Annotated in this window: 10 protein-coding genes and 1 pseudogene; 2 read left to right on the top strand and 9 right to left on the bottom strand. The window is 68.8% G+C overall.

The window, feature by feature from the left end:
* Positions 1-58 precede the first annotated feature (58 nt).
* The 9 genes from ACO6VM_RS22020 to ACO6VM_RS21980 form a co-directional block, all read right to left on the bottom strand.
* A complete protein-coding gene (locus ACO6VM_RS22020) occupies positions 59-466 on the bottom strand; it encodes a DUF2946 domain-containing protein (RefSeq protein WP_125858304.1) in 408 nt (135 codons plus the stop codon).
* A 186-nt stretch (positions 467-652) separates the two neighbouring features.
* On the bottom strand, positions 653-1,522 hold the full coding sequence (locus ACO6VM_RS22015) for a metal ABC transporter substrate-binding protein (protein WP_422403820.1): 870 nt from the start codon (positions 1,520-1,522) through the stop codon (positions 653-655).
* Complete coding sequence (locus ACO6VM_RS22010) at positions 1,519-2,418, bottom strand: metal ABC transporter permease (RefSeq protein ID WP_110995159.1); 900 nt, start codon at positions 2,416-2,418, stop codon at positions 1,519-1,521. The genes ACO6VM_RS22015 and ACO6VM_RS22010 overlap by 4 nt, the downstream gene beginning before the upstream one ends.
* A complete protein-coding gene (locus tag ACO6VM_RS22005) occupies positions 2,415-3,161 on the bottom strand; it encodes a metal ABC transporter ATP-binding protein (protein ID WP_422403819.1) in 747 nt (248 codons plus the stop codon). Before ACO6VM_RS22005 ends, ACO6VM_RS22010 begins: the two co-directional genes overlap by 4 nt.
* Positions 3,158-4,069 (bottom strand): metal ABC transporter substrate-binding protein, encoded by a 912-nt coding sequence (locus tag ACO6VM_RS22000; RefSeq protein ID WP_258706280.1) that lies wholly within the window; start codon positions 4,067-4,069, stop codon positions 3,158-3,160. The genes ACO6VM_RS22005 and ACO6VM_RS22000 overlap by 4 nt, the downstream gene beginning before the upstream one ends.
* A 10-nt stretch (positions 4,070-4,079) precedes the next feature.
* The gene (locus ACO6VM_RS21995) at positions 4,080-4,649 is read right to left on the bottom strand and encodes a DUF6162 family protein (protein ID WP_401057130.1); all 570 of its coding nucleotides are present in this window, start codon (positions 4,647-4,649) and stop codon (positions 4,080-4,082) included.
* Positions 4,646-4,966: a hypothetical protein gene (locus ACO6VM_RS21990; RefSeq protein ID WP_125858309.1), complete on the bottom strand. Its 321-nt coding sequence runs from the start codon at positions 4,964-4,966 to the stop codon at positions 4,646-4,648. Before ACO6VM_RS21990 ends, ACO6VM_RS21995 begins: the two co-directional genes overlap by 4 nt.
* Positions 4,963-5,502, bottom strand: coding sequence for a thiamine pyrophosphate-binding protein (locus ACO6VM_RS21985; protein ID WP_401057131.1), 540 nt, complete (start codon positions 5,500-5,502; stop codon positions 4,963-4,965). Before ACO6VM_RS21985 ends, ACO6VM_RS21990 begins: the two co-directional genes overlap by 4 nt.
* Positions 5,499-6,701, bottom strand: a complete 1,203-nt coding sequence (locus tag ACO6VM_RS21980) for a PepSY-associated TM helix domain-containing protein (RefSeq protein ID WP_401057132.1) — start codon at positions 6,699-6,701, stop codon at positions 5,499-5,501. The genes ACO6VM_RS21985 and ACO6VM_RS21980 overlap by 4 nt, the downstream gene beginning before the upstream one ends.
* Positions 6,702-6,947: 246 nt before the next feature.
* Here ACO6VM_RS21980 and ACO6VM_RS21975 point away from each other — a divergent pair, with 246 nt between their 5' ends.
* Together ACO6VM_RS21975 and ACO6VM_RS21970 are read left to right on the top strand one after the other, a co-directional pair.
* Positions 6,948-14,696, top strand: a complete 7,749-nt coding sequence (locus tag ACO6VM_RS21975) for an amino acid adenylation domain-containing protein (protein WP_422403818.1) — start codon at positions 6,948-6,950, stop codon at positions 14,694-14,696.
* Positions 14,689-17,899: pseudogene (locus tag ACO6VM_RS21970) on the top strand (amino acid adenylation domain-containing protein); the annotation flags it as partial. The gene ACO6VM_RS21975 and the pseudogene ACO6VM_RS21970, both read left to right, overlap by 8 nt.

Here is a 17,899-nt window from a genome sequence, read left to right as displayed (position 1 = left end):
ACGCAAAGGTCTTGGCAGGCCCGGCCTTCAGGCGCGCGCACGGGCGCGCCTGCCAGGGTCAGGCGAAGTGTTCTGCTGCGGGGAATGGGGCAGGGGAGGCGCGGGGGTTGATGGCGTGGCGCAGGTAGCGTGGCGGCGGTTGCCCCCAGCTGCGGGTGACGATCGGCGCCGGGGCCTGGCCATGGGTGGCGGAGAAGGTCCAGCCGGCGCTGCTCAGTGGCACGGCCATGGCGAACGAGGAGCACACCGGGCAGTCGAGCTGCGCCATGTGCTGGTCGCCACCGCCGCCGTCCAGGTCGATGGCCGGGCCATGGCCGCTGTCCATGCTGCAGTAGCCGCCTTCCAGGCCGGACAGGCGCAGGCCGGTCATCTGGCCATGGTGTAAACCACACAGCAACAGGCTGAATAGGACACTGGCGTAGAGCGTCCATGCGGTCAGCGAGCGTGTCCGACGAGTGGTTTTCATGGCGGCGAATCTACCATTTGGAGGGTTTCACCGGGTTTCGGCTTGGTGTGGTGGATTGTCGCAGGCTGCAGGTGTATTTGGCGTGGGAGCGGCGGTGCGCCGATGCGACTTGCCCCGCGATGAGGCCAGCCCAAGCAACACAGGATCGATCCAATCGCGGGGCAAGCCCGCTCCCACGGTGCACCTTCAGCCGTTGCCCAACGCCTTCACCACCTGCTCGACACTGGCCTTGAGCCCACCCACGGTGTCCTGCGGGTCGCTGTCGACCACCAGCAGCTTGGCGCCACCGGCCTCGATTGCCGCAACCACCTTGGCATCCGGTTGGCGATGGTGCAGCACCAGCGCCACGTCTTGTTGCCTGAGGTTGTCGCTCAGCGCCTTGAGCGCGGCCTCATCCCACTGCTCGTCGGCGTGCAGCGGCTGTTCGACCACATCCAGGTTGAGCCCACTGGCCAGGTACCCAAGCCGCTCGGACAGGCTGACCACGCTAAGGTTATCGACCTCGGCCAACTGCGCCTGGCTGCTGGCGGTGAGTTCCAGCATCTGCCGCTTGAGCCCGGCCAGGTTGCTCTGGATCTTCGCCTTGTCCGCCGGTGACAAACGCTCCAGGTCGTTGGCCACCACATCGGCCATGCGCCCCAGATTGGTCGGGTTGAGCCACGGATACGCAGAAAACGCTTGCTCGCCCTGAACCGCGATGCCCGGCAGGGCGCCGTCCACCGGGCGCGCGGCGTCGATTTCGACGATGCGGATATTGCTGCGCCGGGCCATGGGGTAGAGCGGGTCGTCACGCCAGATCGAGCGCACGCCGATCACCGCGTCGGCCTGCTGCGCGGCCTTCTGCAGGCTGGCGCCGCCACGGCCCTCGAAGTACGACGGCTGGCGGCTGGCCGGCAGGTTGGCCGGGGCGGCGCTCTTGAGCTGCACCGAGGTGCCATCGAGCAGGGCGGCCGCCAGGCTGTGGGTCACCGGCAGGGTGGTCAGCACTTGCGTGGCGTTGGCCAGCAGCGGCAGGCCGCTCAAGGCCAGGGCCAGGGTGAGTTTTTTCAGGGTCATGCCGGGTTTCCTTGCAGGCGGGGGACGAGGGCACGGGCCAGGGCGCAGAGGGCAAAGCACAGGCCGGCCACCAGGATGATCGCCGCGCCCGACGGCACCGGCAGGTCGAGCGTGATCGGCAGCAGGATGCCCAGCAGGGTGCTGACGGTGGCGATCAGCACCGAGATGAAGAAAAAGCCCTTGAGCGACTGGCTGACCAGCCGCGCGGCCGCCGCCGGAATCACCAGCAGGGCGCCCACCAGGATCGCCCCGATCACCTTCACCGAGGCCACGGTGACCAGCGTCACCAGCACCACGAACAGGTAGTCCAGGGTCTTCACCGCCACCCCGCGCACCGCCGCCAGCTGCGGGTTGAAGCTGGCCAGCATGATGCGGTTGTACAGCGGCAGCGCCAACGCCAGCACCAGCAGCGCGACGATGCCCAGCACCAGCAGGTCGTGGGCGCTGACGGTGAGCACCGAGCCGAACAGCACGTTCTCCAGGATATGCACGTTGATCTTGCCGGCCAGCATCAGCAGCAGGCTCGCGCCCAGCGCCAGCGACACCGAGAGGAACACCCCGATCAAGGTATCCGGCGACAGCCCGGTGCGGTTGCGCAGGAAGTTGAGCAGGATGCCGAACAGCAGGCAGTAGCCGAACAGGCTGCCATAGGGGCCGGTGTAGGGTTCGCCCAGCAAGATGCCGATGGCCACGCCCGTCAGCGCGGCGTGGCCGACCGCCTCGGAGAAGAAGGCAAAGCGCTTGACCACCACCAGGGTGCCCAGCCCGCCCAGCACCGGGCCGATCATCAGGCCCGCCAGCAGCGCGTTGACCACGAAACCGTAGGCCAGCGCCTCCGGCAGATAACCCGCGCCGGCCCATTCCTGGACCAGTTGGCGGAACGCTTCGAAACTCATGAACGGCTCTCGCTGCGAGGGTGGACGGAGAACAGGCTGAGCAGGCGCTCGGGGGTGAGCGCTTCAGCCGGCGGGGCGTCGAACAGCACCTGGCGGTTCAGCCCGGTGACCCGGTCGGCCAGGCGCAGCACCGCCTGCAGGTCGTGCTCGATCCACAGCACGGTGGTACCGGCCTGGCGCCAGCCGTGCAGCAGTTGCTCGAACACCTGGATGCCGGCTTCATCGAGCGCCGACATCGGCTCGTCGAGCACCAGCAGTTGCGGCTCGGGGATCAGCCCCTGGGCCAGCAGCACCCGCTGGCGTTCGCCACCGGACAGCGCGCCCATGCGCCGCTTGCGCTTGTCGAGCATGCCGACCCTGGCCAGCGCCGCGTCGATGGCCGGGCGCACCCGCCGCGACAAGCCGAGGAACGCCGGGCGGCGCTGGCACATGGCGGCCATGAAGTCATCGACGGTCATTGGCAGGCCGCGGTCGAACTCCAGCGCCTGGGGCACATAGCCGATCACTTCATGCTCGCCCGGCCAGTGCAGGGTCAGCTGGCCCTGGTGCGGCATCTGCCCGAGCAGGGTCTTGATCAGCGAACTCTTGCCGCCGCCATTGGGCCCGACGATGGCGTGCACGCTGCCAGGGGCGACAGTGAAGCGCACGCCTTCAAGGATGCGGGTACGGCCCAGGGTCAGGTCGATGCCATCGAAGTCGATGCGCGGCCCGCCAGCGGCGCTGAGGTGGACGGCGGCGGTCACGCGCGGTTCTCCTGGATGGCGCGGACCACGGTGTCGAGGTTGCGCTTCATTTCCACTTCGTACTTTTCCTTGGTGTATTCGCCATAGGAGATATGCGTGAGCGGGTACAGACGCACGCCCGATTCACGCTGGATGGTCTCGACGTAAGCGGAAGGGAAGTCCATTTCCGAGAAGATCACCTTCACGTCCAGCGCCTTGAGCTGGTCGATGGTCTTCTTCAGTTGCGCCGGGCTCGGCTCGATACCGTGGGCAGGTTCCACCACGGCGGTCACTTCCAGGCCGAAGTCACGTACCAGGTAGTCGTAGGCGGCGTGGATGGTCGCCACGCGGAAGGTCGCGTCCGGCGCCTGGGTCACCTGGGCCAGCGCCTCGGCGCGCAGGGCCCGCAGGCGCTTGGCATAGGCACGGGCGTTCTGGGTATAGAACTTGGCGTTGTCCGGGTCGAGCTTGCCCAGTTCGCGGGCGATGTTGTTGACCTGGGCGATGGTCGCGCTGATCGACAGGAAGGTGTGCGGGTTGACCACCTTGCCAGCGCCACGGGCGGCGATACCGGTGGCCGCCAGCAGCGGCACGTTGGCGTTGGCCTCGATGGTCTTGATAGCGGGCTTTTCGCTGGCGGCGATCATGCGGTCGGCGAAGTCGTCATGGCCCACGCCATTGAGCACCACCACATCCAGGCTGCCGATGCGCTTGATGTCCTCGGCGCGCGGCTCGTAGGCATGGGGGTTGAAGCCGGCCGGGATCAGCGGCACCACCTCGGCCTTGTCGCCGACGATATTGCTCACATAGCTGTAGTAGGGGTGCAGGGTGATGCCGATGCGCAGCGGCTTGCCAGTGTCGGCGGCGGCCAGGGCAGGCAGGGCGCAGGCCAAAAGCAGCGCCAGGGTGCGGCGGGCGGAGCGGAACATGGGCAAATCCTTAATGACGGTGTTGGCGGGTAACCCCGGCGTCGTAGTGGGTGACGATCTGCCGCCAGCCGGCGGCGATCAGCGTGGCGCTGTCCAGGGCGTCCGGGGCCATCGCGCTGCTGTCGCGGCGCAGCCACACATCGGGCTGGGCGTCGGCCGTCTGCGGCAGGATCAGCAGCAGGCTGCCAGCCACTTCAGGGGCCTGGCTGCGGCCCAGGTAGGCGCCGTTGTCCAGCAGCGCCCACTGCAGGCTGCCGCGGCTCTGGCTGCTGGCATCGGTCACGAAGGGCGGCAGGCCCGCCTCGGCAAGCTCGGCCACCTGCGGCGCGCTGCCGCTTTCCTCGCGCAGCGCACGGATCTCCTCGACCGCCACCCACAGGTCGGTGTGCAGGCCCTGTTCGGCGGCGTTCAGGTCACGCCGGGCGTCGAGCTGGTGGGCGGCCACGGCCTGTTCGTCCTCGCGCTCGCCGCGCATGGCCACCACGCTGGCGGCCAGCAGCAGGATCAACGCGGCGGCCAGCAGCACATAGAGGGTTTCGTGCCCGGCACCCGCCGGGCGTACCACCTGGGCGCGGCTCATGGCGCACCGATGTCGGCGTGATCCACTTCCACCACATGGCCGGGGCCGGCATCGAACAGCACGTAGAACTCGCCGTCGGGGCGCTTGAAGGTGAGGGTGGAGTCATCCCCCAGCTTGCTGGCCACCAGCACCTGTTCGTCGTAGCCGATCACGTCCAGGGTCACCCCCGGCGCGCCGCTGCCGTCGCTGAAACCGCCCTTGCAGGTGATCTGCCCGGCGTTTTCGGTGCAATCGCACATCGGGTTGTGCGCCAGCGCCGGGGTGGCGGCCAGCAGCAAAAAGGGCAGGGCGAGCCTGCGCAGCAACGGTGGTGTCATTTCTTGCCTCCTTGTTTCTCGAGCCAGGCTGCGGTGGCCGGCGATGCCTTGGCCAGCGGTACCGAGGCCTGGTACATCTTGCCGTCCCAGCCCTCGATGGTGATCCAGATGTCGGCGTCGGCACGGGTGCGGGGCGGTATCGGCAGCGAGGTGCCCATGCGCGCCGGGGCACCGAAGAAGATGGTGCCGGCGGCGCGCAGGCTGCGCGGCTTGCCCACCCGCAGGTAGATGGCCTTGACCCCTTCGGTGCAGGTGTTGCACAGCGCGGCGTTGAACGCCTTGAAGTGCCCGGCCGGGCCTTCGGCGCGCGGGGCTTCGTCGAACAGCTCGGCCAGGTCCAGGCTCCAGCGCCCGACCTGGATGTCATGGATGACGTTGGCGCCCAGGCCGCTGTCGCCGCGGAACAGGCTGGCGTCGGCGAAGTACTTGGGCATGAAGCCCAACGGGATGAGAATCAGCAGGATGTTCAGGTGGAAGCGCCATTTCAGCCACCACTGCTTGAAGCCGCCTTGCGGCACGCTGTTCGCCTGGCTCATGGCTGGGCCTCCACGGGGGTGTCAGTGGCTTGCGCGCGGACTCGGGCCGGGCGCTCGGCGCGTTTCAGGGCGGCGGCGGTGGCCTGGGCGGTGCGCTTGGTCCAGATCAGCAGGCCGCTGAGCACCATCAGGGTCAGCACCAGGCCGAAGAAGAACCAGATCAGCTTGATCGCCAGGCCGCCGAAGTCGCCGGTGTGCAGCGGGCGCATCGATTCGGTGACGAACTCCAGGGTCGAGCGGTCGCCCAGCAGGAACTGGCTGTCGACGTTGCGCGTGTAAGGGTTGACCTCGGCGGTCTGGAACATCAGCGGGTACCAGCCACGGCCGCCCATGCTGTAATGGCTGTAGGCGGTGGCCGGCAGCGAGATGAAGCTCACGTCCAGCCCAGGGATGGTCTGGGTGGCGATGCGCGCCGCCTCGTCCAGGTCGATGCGCGGCGCTGGGCTGCCATCGGCGGTCTGCGGTACTTGCTCACGGGCGATGACCGGCACGATCGGCTCGGTGGAAATGGTCACGTGGTTGTCGGCAAGGATTGCCTGGATCAGGAACCAGACACCGGTGATGGAGATCACCGCGATGAACCAGATCGACCAGACCCCTGCCAGCCGGTGCAGGTCACCCCAGAAGATCCGCGAGCCGTGGCCGGTACGCACCGGCTTGAAGAAGCCGCGCCAGAACTTCTTGTACACCACAAGCCCCGTGACCAGCGACGCCAGCATCGGCAGCCCCAGCAACGACACCAGGTACCAGCCCCAGCTGTAGCCGTTGGTGAAAGGTACCAGCCACCAACCGTGCAGGGCGCGGGTGAAGGCCTCGAAGTCGAAGTCCGGGCGCTGGCCCTGCACGGCCCCGGTGTAAGGGTTGACATAAAGCAGCGCGCTGGTGCCGTCGGCACGGGTCACCGAGGCCTGCAGGGCGAAGTGCGAACCGTCCGGCTGGCTGAGGAAGCGCACACTCAGGTCTGGCTCGGCCTTGTGCATGGCATCGAGCACACGTTGGAAGCTCAGGCGCTCGGCGTCGCCGTCCGGCTTGCTGGCGCGCACGTCGGCGTTGGCCAGCCAGACGATCTCCTGGCTGACCACCGCGAGCATGCCGGTGAAACAGACGATCAGCACAAAGAACCAGATCGGCAGGGCAAGCCAGCTGTGTACCAGGAACCACAGCTTGGACGAGGATTTCTTTTTCGGTTGTCGGGCCATCGGTCGGTCTTCTTGGTAAAAAGTGCGGTCGAGTCTCAGCTCAACCGTGAAGGCTGCACTTAATAGGACGGATGAGAATGAGAAACCTGCCTAGTTAAATGAAAGCAAATGTTTCAAGGCCTGCAGGAAACAGGCCTGGCCAGCGTGGGAAGGCGCCCTGCGACCTTAATTTTTTGCAGGTTGTATCCGTTTCGTAGGGATAGCCGGGCACTGCCCGTGGTACCTCACTCGTACGGAAGCAACCTGATGAATGCCGAAAAGTCCCTGCAACTGGCCCGCCGTTTCATCGAACTGCCGCTGGAAAAGCGCCGCCTGTTCCTTGAAAGCCTGGCCAGGGAAGGCATCGACTTTTCCCAGTTTCCGATCCCCGCCGGGGTGGCGGCCGACGACCGTTTGGCGCCGTCCTACGCCCAACAGCGCATGTGGGTGCTGTGGCAGCTCGACCCCCAGGGCGGCGCCTACAACCTGCCGGGGGCGGTGCGGCTTAAAGGCGCGCTGGACCAGGCCGCGCTGACCCAGGCGTTCGCCAGCCTGCTCGAGCGCCACCAGAGCCTGGCCTGCGTGTTCCGTCAGCAGGACGACGAGTCGCTGGCCCAGGTGCATTGCCCGGGCGCGCCGCAGATCCGCCACCTGGACCTGCGCGCGCTGGCCGCAGACACCCGCGCGGCGCGGGTGCAGGCCGAGGTCGAAGCCGAATCGCTGCGCCCGTTCGACCTGGCCAACGGCCCGCTGCTGCGCATCAGTTTGCTGCAGCTGGCCGACCAGGAGCACGTACTGCTGTTGACCCTGCACCACATCGTCTCCGACGGCTGGTCGATGAACGTGCTGATCGACGAGTTCAGCCGCTGCTACGACGCCTTCGCCGCCGGCGCTCAGCCGCAGCTGCCGGCGCTGCCGATCCAGTACGTCGATTACGCCCTGTGGCAGCGCCGCTGGCTGGAGGCCGGCGAGCTGGCGCGCCAGCTGGACTACTGGCAGGCCACCCTGGGCGACGAGCAGCCGGTGCTGGAGCTGCCTTTGGACCATGCGCGCCCGGCCAGCCCAAGCTTTCGCGGGCAGCGCCTGGAGTTCGCCGTCGATGCCGCGCTGGCCGATCAGCTGCGCGGTTTCGCCCGCCAGCACAACCTGACCCTGTTCATGCTGCTGCTGGGCGGTTTCGGCCTGCTGCTGCAGCGCTACACCGGCCAGGCCGACTTGCGCATCGGCAGCCCGGTGGCCAACCGCAACCGCAGTGAGATCGAAGGCCTGATCGGCCTGTTCGTCAACACCCAGGTGCTGCGCCTGCAACCGGATGCACAGGGCGACGTGCTCGCTTACCTGCAGGCGGTGCGCCAGACCGTACTCGGCGCCCAAGCCCACCAGGACCTGCCGTTCGAGCGCCTGGTCGATGCGCTCAAGGTCGAGCGCAGCCTGGCCCACGCGCCGCTGTTCCAGGTGATGTACAACCACCAGCCCCAGGTCGCGGACCTGGGGGCGCTGACCCTGGCCTCGGGCCTGGAACTGGCGCCGCTTGCGTGGCGCAGCCGCACCACCCAGTTTGACCTGAGCCTGGACACCTATGAAAAGGGCGGCGTACTGCATGCCGCCTTCACGTACGCCAGCGACCTGTTCGACGCTGCCACCATCGAGCGCATGGCCGCCCACTGGCAGGCCCTGCTGCGGGCGCTGGTCGAGCAACCCCGGCAAGCCCTGTGGCAACTGCCGATGCTCGATGCGGCCAGCCTGCACCAGGTGCTGCACGGCTGGAACGCCACCGCCAGCGACTACCCGCTGCAGCGCGCCGTGCACCAGTTGATCGAAGACCAGGTGCAGCGCACCCCTACGGCGCCGGCGCTGGTGTTCGGCGACAGCACCCTGAGCTATGCCCAGCTCGACGCCCAGGCTAACCGCCTGGCCCACTACCTGCGCGTCAATGGCGCCGGTAGCGACCGCCTGGTCGGCATCAGCGTGCAGCGCAGCGTCGAGATGGTGGTGGGCCTGCTGGGCATTCTCAAGGCCGGCGCCGCCTACGTGCCGCTGGACCCGGAATACCCCGAGGAACGCCTGGCCTACATGATCGAAGACAGCGGCATCAGCCTGCTGCTGACCCAGCAGGCGCTGCTCGGCAGCCTGCCGGTGCCGGCGGGGGTGAGCTGCGTGGCCCTCGACGCGCTGGCGCTGGACGAGCAGCCGGCCACCTCGCCGAACCTTCCCATCGACCCCGCCCAGTTGGCCTACGTCATTTACACCTCCGGCTCCACCGGCCGCCCGAAAGGTGCCGGCAACAGCCACGCAGCACTGACCAACCGCCTGTGCTGGATGCAGCAGGCCTACGGCATCGATGCCAGCGACACGGTGCTGCAGAAGACCCCGTTCAGCTTCGACGTCTCGGTGTGGGAGTTCTTCTGGCCGCTGATGACCGGCGCCCGCCTGGCGGTGGCGGCCCCCGGCGAGCACCGCGATCCGGCGCGGCTGATCGCGACCATCCAGCGCCACCAGGTCAGCACCCTGCATTTCGTGCCGTCGATGCTCCAGGCTTTCATCCATGAGCCCGGCGTCGAGGCCTGCGCCAGCCTGCGGCGCATCGTCTGCAGTGGCGAGGCGTTGCCGGTGGACGCCCAGCAGCAAGTGTTCGCCCGCCTGCCCCAGGCTGGGCTTTACAACCTCTACGGCCCTACCGAAGCGGCCATCGACGTGACCCACTGGACCTGCGTCGACGAAGGTCGCGACAGCGTGCCGATCGGCCAGCCGATCGCCAATATACGCACCTACGTGCTCGACGCCGGCCTCGAGCCGGTGGCGCCCGGTGTGTCTGGCGAACTGTACCTGGGCGGCGTCGGCCTGGCCCGCGGCTACCACCGCCGCCCGGGGCTGACCGCCGAACGCTTCGTCGCCGACCCGTTCATCCCGGGGGAGCGTCTGTACCGCACCGGCGATCGCGTGCGCCAGCGCGGCGACGGGGTGATCGAGTACCTCGGCCGCTTCGACCATCAGGTGAAGATTCGTGGCCTGCGCATCGAGCTGGGCGAGATCGAAGCGCGCTTGGCCCAGCACCCGAGCGTGCGCGAGGCTGTGGTGCTGGCCGTCGACGGCAAGCAACTGGTGGCCTACCTGGTGCTCAACCAGCAGGACGAACTCTGGCAGCAAGCGCTCAAGGACTGGCTGCTGCAAGCCTTGCCGGAATTCATGGTGCCGACCCACCTGATGCCATTGGCCAGCCTGCCGCTGACCCCCAACGGCAAGCTCGACCGCAAGGCCCTGCCACAACCGCAGGCCGCTGCGCGCGGCGCCTACGTTGCACCCCTGGATGACACCCAGGCCACCCTGGCCCAGATCTGGCGCGAGGTGATCGGGGCCGAGCAGGTGGGCATCGACGACAACTTCTTCGAACTGGGCGGCGATTCGATCATCGCCATCCAGGTGGTCAGCCGTGCTCGCCGCCAAGGGCTGCAGTTCAGCCCGCGCGACCTGTTCCAGCACCAGACCGTGCGCAGCCTTGCCGCTGCCGCCGGGCAGGCGCCGCAGGTTCAGGCCGAGCAGGGGCTGGTACAGGGCGAGGTGCTGCTGAGCCCGATCCAGCAGAAGTTCTTCGAGCAGGCCGTGCCCGGGCGCGGCCACTGGAACCAGTCGCTGCTGCTCACCCCGCGCCAGGCGCTGGACGCCGGGCGTCTGGCCGCGGCGCTGGGGCAACTGCTGCGCCAGCACGACGCCCTGCGCCTGCGCTTCAGCGAGCACCAGGACGGCTGGCAGGCCTGGCACGCCGAAGCAGAGCAGGCGCTGCCGTTCACTGAACAACAAGTCGTCGACGAGCAGGCCCTGGCCGCGCTGTGCCAGGCCGCCCAGCGCAGCCTCGACCTGGCCAGCGGCCCGCTGCTGCGCGCTGTGCTGGCACAGCTGGCCGATGGCAGTCAGCGCTTGCTGCTGGTGATCCACCACCTGGTGGTCGATGGCGTGTCCTGGCGCGTGCTGCTCGAAGACCTGCAGCAGGCCTACCAGCAGCAACCGCTGCCGGCCAAGACCAGCGCCTGGCAGGCCTGGGCCGCCCGCCTGCCGGCGTTGGCCGAACGGCATGCGGGCGAGCTGGACTACTGGCGCGCCCAGACCGTCGCCGCCGAGCTGCCCTGCGACAACCCGCAAGGCGCCGCCAGCAACCGCCACGGCCACAAGCTTGAGACCCGCTTCGACGCCAGCTTCACCCGCCAGTTGCTGCAGGAAGCTCCGGCGGCCTACCGCACCCAGGTCAACGACCTGCTGCTGACCGCCCTGGCCCAGGCCGTGGCCGGCTGGAGCGGCCAGGCCGAGGTGCTGGTGCAACTGGAAGGCCACGGCCGCGAAGACGTGTTCGCCGACATCGACCTGTCGCGCACGGTTGGCTGGTTCACCACGCTGTTCCCGGTGCGCCTGACCCCGGCCGGCGACGCTGGCACCGCCATCAAGACCATCAAGGAGCAACTGCGCGGCGTGCCACACAAGGGCCTCGGCCACGGCCTGCTGCGCCAGTTGGGCAGCTCCGAGCAGCGCCAGTCCCTGGCCGCGCTGGCGCCGCCGCGCATCACCTTCAACTACCTGGGGCAGTTCGACCAGCAGTTCGACGAGCACGCGCTGTGGGCGCCGGCCGCCGAGAGCAGCGGCGCCGCCCAGGATGCCGATGCACCCTTGGCCAATTGGCTCTGCGTGGAAGGGCAGGTGTATGGCGGCGAGCTGGCCCTGCAGTTTGGCTTCAGCACGCAGATGTACCAAGAGGCGACCATCACCGCGCTGCTGGAGCGCTTCCACGCATGCCTGCGCGCGCTGGTGGAGCACTGCCGCCAGTTGCCCGCGCCCCAGGCCACGCCGTCCGACTACCCGCTGGCCGGGCTCGACCAGGCGGCGCTGGACAGCCTGCCGGTGGCGCTGGAGCAGCTCGAAGACCTGCACGGCGTCTCGCCGATGCAGCAGGGCCTGTTGTTCCACCAACGCCTGGGCGACGACGGCACCAGCTACATCAACCAGCTGAGCGTGGACATCGACGGCCTCGACCCGCAGCGTTTTCGCGCCGCCTGGCAGGCCACGCTGGCCCAGCACGACATGCTGCGCAGCGGCTTCCACTGGCCAGACCACCAGGCGCATGCGGCGCAACTGGTGTACCGCCAGGTTGAACTGCCGTTCCGTGAGCTGGACTGGCGCGCAGAGCCCGAGCTGCAGGCGCGCCTTGCCAGCCTGGCCGACGAAGAGCGTGGCGCGGCCTTCGACCTGCTGCGCGCACCGCTGCTGCGCCTGGTGCTGGTGCGTACCGGCGAACAGGCTTGGCACCTGGTCTACACCCATCACCACGTGCTGCTCGATGGCTGGAGCAATGCCCAGGTACTGGGTGAAGTACTGGCCCGCTATGCCGGCCGCGCGGTGCCGGTCACCCCGGGGCGTTATCGCGACTACATCGCCTGGCTGCAACGCCAGGACAGCGCCGTCAACGAGGGGTTCTGGCGCCAGCGCCTGGCCCTGCTCGACGCGCCGACGCAACTGGCCTCGGCCATCGCCCTCGATGGCGATGCGGGGCAGGGCCACGCGGTGCACAGCGTGCAACTGGACGTCGAGCGTAGCCAGCGCCTGGTGAACTTCGCCCGCGCCCGCAAGTTGACGCTCAATACCCTGGTGCAGGCAGCCTGGGCCTTGCTGCTGCAACGTCATGTCGGCCAGGCCGGGGTGTGCTTCGGCGCCACCGTGGCCGGCCGCCCGGCGGGCCTGGCCAATGTCGAGCAACAGGTCGGGTTGTTCATCAACACCTTGCCGGTGATTGTCGCACCTCGCCCTGAATGGCATGTCGGGCAATGGTTGCAAGCTTTGCAGGACGACAACCTGGCCCTGCGTGAACAGGAGCACACGCCGCTGGCGCAGGTCCAGCAATGGGCCGGGCAAGCGGCCAGTGCGCTGTTCGATACCTTGGTGGTGTTCGAGAACTATCCGTTGGACGCCGCGCTGGAGCAGGGCGCGCCGGACGGGGTGCGTTTCACCGGCATCCGCAACCGCGAGCAGACCCATTACCCCCTGACCCTGCTGGTCACCCTTGGCCAGCAACTGGAACTGAACCTCGACTTCGACCGCGCCGCGTTCACCCCGGCGCGCATACAGGCCTTGGGCGAGCATCTGGTGCAGGTGCTGGAGCATTTGCCGGCCTTCGCCGACCGCCCGCTGGGCGAGCTGCCGATGCTGGCACCTGCGGCACTGGCCGAGTTGCGTCAGCGTGCCCACCTGCCCGCGCTGGAGTATCCGCGCGAGCTGTGCATCCACCAAGCCATCGAGGCCCGCGCCGCCGCCAACCCCGAAGCACTGGCGCTGATCGATGGCGAGCAGCGTTACAGCTACCGCCAGATCGATGCCTGGGCCAACCGTATCGCTCATCAGCTGATCGCCCAGGGCGTGGGCCCAGAGGCCCGGGTCGGTGTGGCCTTGCCGCGCACGGCGGCTCTGCTCGCCGCCTTGCTGGGCGTGTTCAAGGCCGGCGCAGCCTACGTACCGCTGGACCCGGACTACCCGGCCGAGCGCATCGCCTACATGCTGCGCGACAGCCAGGCCGCCCTGGTGCTGAGCCAGCCTGGGGTGATCGACGTGCCGCCAGGCCTGCAGATGCTTGCGGTCGAGCCGTTCGACGACGCCGTCGACGTGCCGCCGCAGGTGGCGGTGGACGCCGGCAACCTGGCCTACGTGATCTACACCTCCGGCTCCACCGGCCTGCCCAAGGGCGTGGCCATCACTCACCGCAACGTCCTGGCGCTGAGCCGCTGGAGTGCCGAGGTATACACCCAGGCCGATATCCAGGGTGTGCTGGCGAGCACCTCGGTGTGCTTCGACCTGTCGGTATGGGAGCTGTTCGTCACCCTGGCCAACGGCGGCTGGCTGGTGATGGCGCGCAACGCCCTGGAACTCCCGCAGTTGCCGGCCCGCCACCTGGTGCGCCTGGTCAATACGGTGCCCTCGGCGATCGCCGCGCTGTTGCGCGCCGAGGCGCTGCCGGCCGGCGTGCGCATCGTCAACCTGGCCGGCGAGCCGTTGCGCCAGCGCCTGGTCGACGAACTCTACGCCCAGGGCAGCTTGGCCCGTGTCTACGACCTGTACGGCCCCTCGGAGGACACCACCTATTCCACCTGGACCCTGCGCGAGCCCCAGGGCCAGGCCAGCATCGGCCGCCCGCTGCCCAACAGCCGCGGGCACGTGCTCGACCTGCAACTGCAGCCGTTGCCGGAGGGCGTGGCGGGCGAACTCTACCTGGCCGGCGCCGGCATCACCCGGGGCTACCTCGGCCGCCCGGGGCTGACCGCCGAACGCTTCCTGCCCGACCCGTTCGCCAACGACGGCGAGCGCATGTACCGCACCGGTGACCTGGTGCGCTACCACGGCGATGGCAGCCTGGCCTACGTCGGGCGCATCGACCACCAGGTCAAGGTGCGCGGTTTCCGTATCGAACTGGGCGAGATCGAGGCTCGCCTGCTGGCCCAGCCGGGGGTCGCCGAGGCCACGGTGCTGGCGTTGGACGGGGTGCTGGTCGGCTATGTCGCCAGTGCCGATCCGGCGCTGCCACTGGCCCCCCTCAAGGCCGCGCTGCGCCAGGCGCTGCCCGAGCACATGGTGCCGCAGCACCTGGTGCGCCTGGCCAGCCTGCCACTGACCCCCAACGGCAAGCTCGACCGCAAGGCCCTGCCGCGCTGGGACGCCGAGCGCGACAACAGTGCGCTGCGCGAGCCGCAGAACGACCTGCAACGCCAGCTGGCGGCGATCTGGCAGGAAGTGCTGCAGGTCGCGCAGGTCGGCCTGGACGACGATTTCCACGAGCTGGGCGGTCATTCGCTGCAGCTGGTGATGCTGCAGTCACGCCTGCGCGCCGCCTTCGGCGTGCAGCTGCAGCTCAAGGATTTCCAGGGCCTTCGACGCTTCGAAGACCTGGCCAACCATCTACAAGCCACCACGTCCGATGCCGGGCTGGGTGACGAGCTCGACCTGATCTTCGGCGCGCTCGATGAACTGGAGGAACACAATGCATAAGCAAGGGCCCGCACGCACCGAGGAACTGGTCGCCCGTATCCGGGGGCTGGACAGCGGCAAGCGCCGGCTGTTGTTTACCCGCCTGCAACAGATGGGTATCGATGTCGCACGCTTGCCGATCGTGCCCTCCAGCGATGGCAGCGACACTCCGTTGTCCTATGCCCAGCAGCGCCAGTGGTTCCTCTGGCAGCTCGAACCCGAGGGCTGCGCCTATAACGTGCCGGCGGCCTTGCGCCTGCGCGGTGCGCTCGACCTGGCAGCCCTGCGGCGCAGCCTGGCCTGGGTTGGCCAGCGCCAGGCCAGCCTGCGCACGCGCCTGGAGGAACACCAGGGCCAGGTGCGCCAGCGCTTCGACGACGACGGGCTGGCTAGCCTGGTGATCGACGACTGCCCGCTGCCGCTGGCCGAGCGTGAGGCCAAGGTCGCGGCCTGCGTGGCCGCCGAGCTCGCCACGCCGTTCGAGCTGACCGCAGGGCCGCTGTGGCGGGTGCGCCTGGTGCGTCTGGCCGATGACGATCACCTGCTGCTGCTGACCTTGCACCACTTGATTACCGACGGTTGGTCGATGGGCGTGCTGGTCGAGCAACTGCTGGCCTGCTATGCCAGCCAGGGCGCCGAGCCGGCGCTTGCGGCACAGCCCATCCAGTACGGCGACTACGCGCGCTGGCAACGGGAATGGATGGAGTCGGGCGAGCGCGAGCGCCAGTTGGCCTGGTGGACCGAACGGTTGGGCGACGAGCAGCCTGTGCTCGAACTGCCTGCCGACCACCCGCGCCCGGCGCGCCAGAGCTACCGCGGCGCGCGCCTCGAACTGCAGGTCCCCGGCGCCCTCGGCGAGGCCGTGCGTCAGCTGGCACAAGCCCAGGACGCTACGCCATTCATGGTCCTGCTGGCCTCGTTCCAGGCCTTGTTGCACCGCTACAGCGGCCAGACCGATATCCGCGTCGGCGTGCCCAACGCCAACCGCAACCGCCTGGAGACCGAAGGCTTGGTCGGCCTGTTCGTCAACACTCAGGTAATGCGTGCCCAAATTGGTGACGGCCTGCGTTTTGCCGCATTGCTCGACCAGGTGCGCGACATGGCCCTGGGCGCCCAGGCGCACCAGGACCTGCCGTTCGAGCAGTTGGTCGAAGCCCTGCAACCCGAGCGCAGCCTGAGCATCAACCCGCTGTTCCAGGTCATGTACAACCACCAGAGCGTCGACAGCAGCCTGGCCGCCAGGCAGTTGCCCGGCCTGCAGGCCGAGGCGCTGAGCCTGGACAACCGCACCGCGCAGTTGGACCTGGCACTGGAAACCTATGACCACCGTGACGGCTTCAGCGCGGTGCTGATCTATGCCACCGACCTGTTCGAGGCCGCCACCATTGAGCGCCTGGCCGGCCACTGGCTGAACCTGCTGCGCGCGATCGTCGCCGACCCGCAGGCGCGCATCGACCAGCTGCCGCTGCTGGGCGACGCCGAGCGGCAACTGCTCTGCCACACCTGGAACACCACCGCCAGCGCCTACGGCCAGCGCCTACGACGGCGAAGGCAGCGTGCACGGCGCCATTCAGGCGCAGGCCGCGCTGCAACCCGATGCCCTGGCACTGATCGACGGCGAACGCCGCTACAGCTACGCCGCGCTCAACGGCTGGGCCAACCGCCTGGCCCGCGAGCTGGTGGCCCAAGGGGTGGGCCCGGAGGTTCGGGTGGGCGTGTGCATGCAGCGCAGCGCCGAGTTGCTGGTGGCGCTGCTGGCGGTGCTCAAGGCCGGCGGCACCTACGTGCCGCTGGATCCGGATTACCCGGCCGAGCGGGTCGCCTACATGCTCGAGGACAGCCAGGCACGGCTGCTGCTGACCCAGGCGCAACTGGCCGAGCAGCTGCCGGCCAGCCAGGCCCGGGTGCTGCAGGTGGCCACCGACGGCGCCGACCTGGCGCACCACGCCAGCAGCGACCTGGCGCCGCGCGCGCTGGCCGACAACCTGGCCTACGTGATCTACACCTCCGGTTCCACCGGCAAGCCCAAGGGCGTGGCGATCGCCCACCGCAACGTGCTGGCGCTCAGCCACTGGAGCCGCCAGGTGTACAGCCAGGCCGATATCCAGGGCGTACTGGCGAGCACCTCGGTGTGCTTCGACCTGTCGGTGTGGGAGCTGTTCGTCACCCTCGGCAACGGTGGCTCGCTGGTGATGGCGCGCAATGCGCTGGAGCTGCCGGAGCTGGCGGCCCGCGACGAGGTGCGGCTGATCAACAGCGTGCCGTCGGCGGTGCTGGCGTTGCAGCGCGACGGGCAGATCCCGGCGGGCGTGCGCATCGTCAACATGGCCGGCGAGCCGCTCAAGCAAGGGCTGGTGGATGCGCTGTACGCGCAGGGCACGGTCGAGCACGTGTACGACCTGTACGGCCCGTCGGAAGACACCACCTATTCCACCTGGACCCGGCGCACGGCCGGCGGCACGGCCAACATCGGCCGGCCGCTGCACAACACCCGCGCCTACATCCTCGACGGCCAGCTGCAGCCGGTGCCCCAGGGCGCGGCGGGTGAGCTGTACCTGGCCGGCGACGGCATCACCCGCGGCTATCTGCTGCGCCCGGGGCTGAGCGCCGAGCGCTTCGTGCCTGACCCGTTCGGCGCCGCTGGCGAGCGCTTGTACCGCACCGGTGACCTGACCCGTTACCGCGCCGACGGGGTGATCGAATACGTTGGTCGCATCGACCACCAGGTGAAGATCCGCGGTTTCCGCATCGAGCTGGGCGAGATCGAGGCGCGCCTGCTGCAACAACCCGAAGTGCGCGAAGGCGTGCTGCTGGCGCTGGAGGGTGCCAACGGCCAGCAACTGGTGGGCTACGTGGTGGCCCAGGGGCCGGTCGCGGACGCGGCTGCGCTGCGCGAGACCCTGCGCAGCCGGCTCAAGGCGGTGCTGCCGGAGTACATGGTGCCGGCGCAGCTGGTGTTCCTCGACGCCTTGCCGCTGACCCCCAACGGCAAGCTCGACCGCAAGGCGCTGCCGGCGCCGCAGGCGAGCCTGGCGCAGGCCTACGTGGCCCCGCGCAGCGCGCTGGAGCAGCGCCTGGCGGCGATCTGGCAGGAGGTGCTCAAGCGCGAGCAGGTCGGCTTGACCGACAACTTCTTCGAGCTGGGCGGCGACTCGATCGTGTCGATGCAGGTGGTCAGCCGTGCCCGCCAGGCGGGGATTCGCTTCACGCCCAAGGAGCTGTTC

It is taken from the genome of Pseudomonas sp. GZD-209, assembly GCF_049310485.1.
In the GTDB taxonomy this organism is placed as follows: domain Bacteria; phylum Pseudomonadota; class Gammaproteobacteria; order Pseudomonadales; family Pseudomonadaceae; genus Aquipseudomonas; species Aquipseudomonas sichuanensis.
The sequence above is the reverse complement of the archived record's forward strand: the minus strand, read 5'-3'. Positions and strand labels throughout refer to the sequence as shown.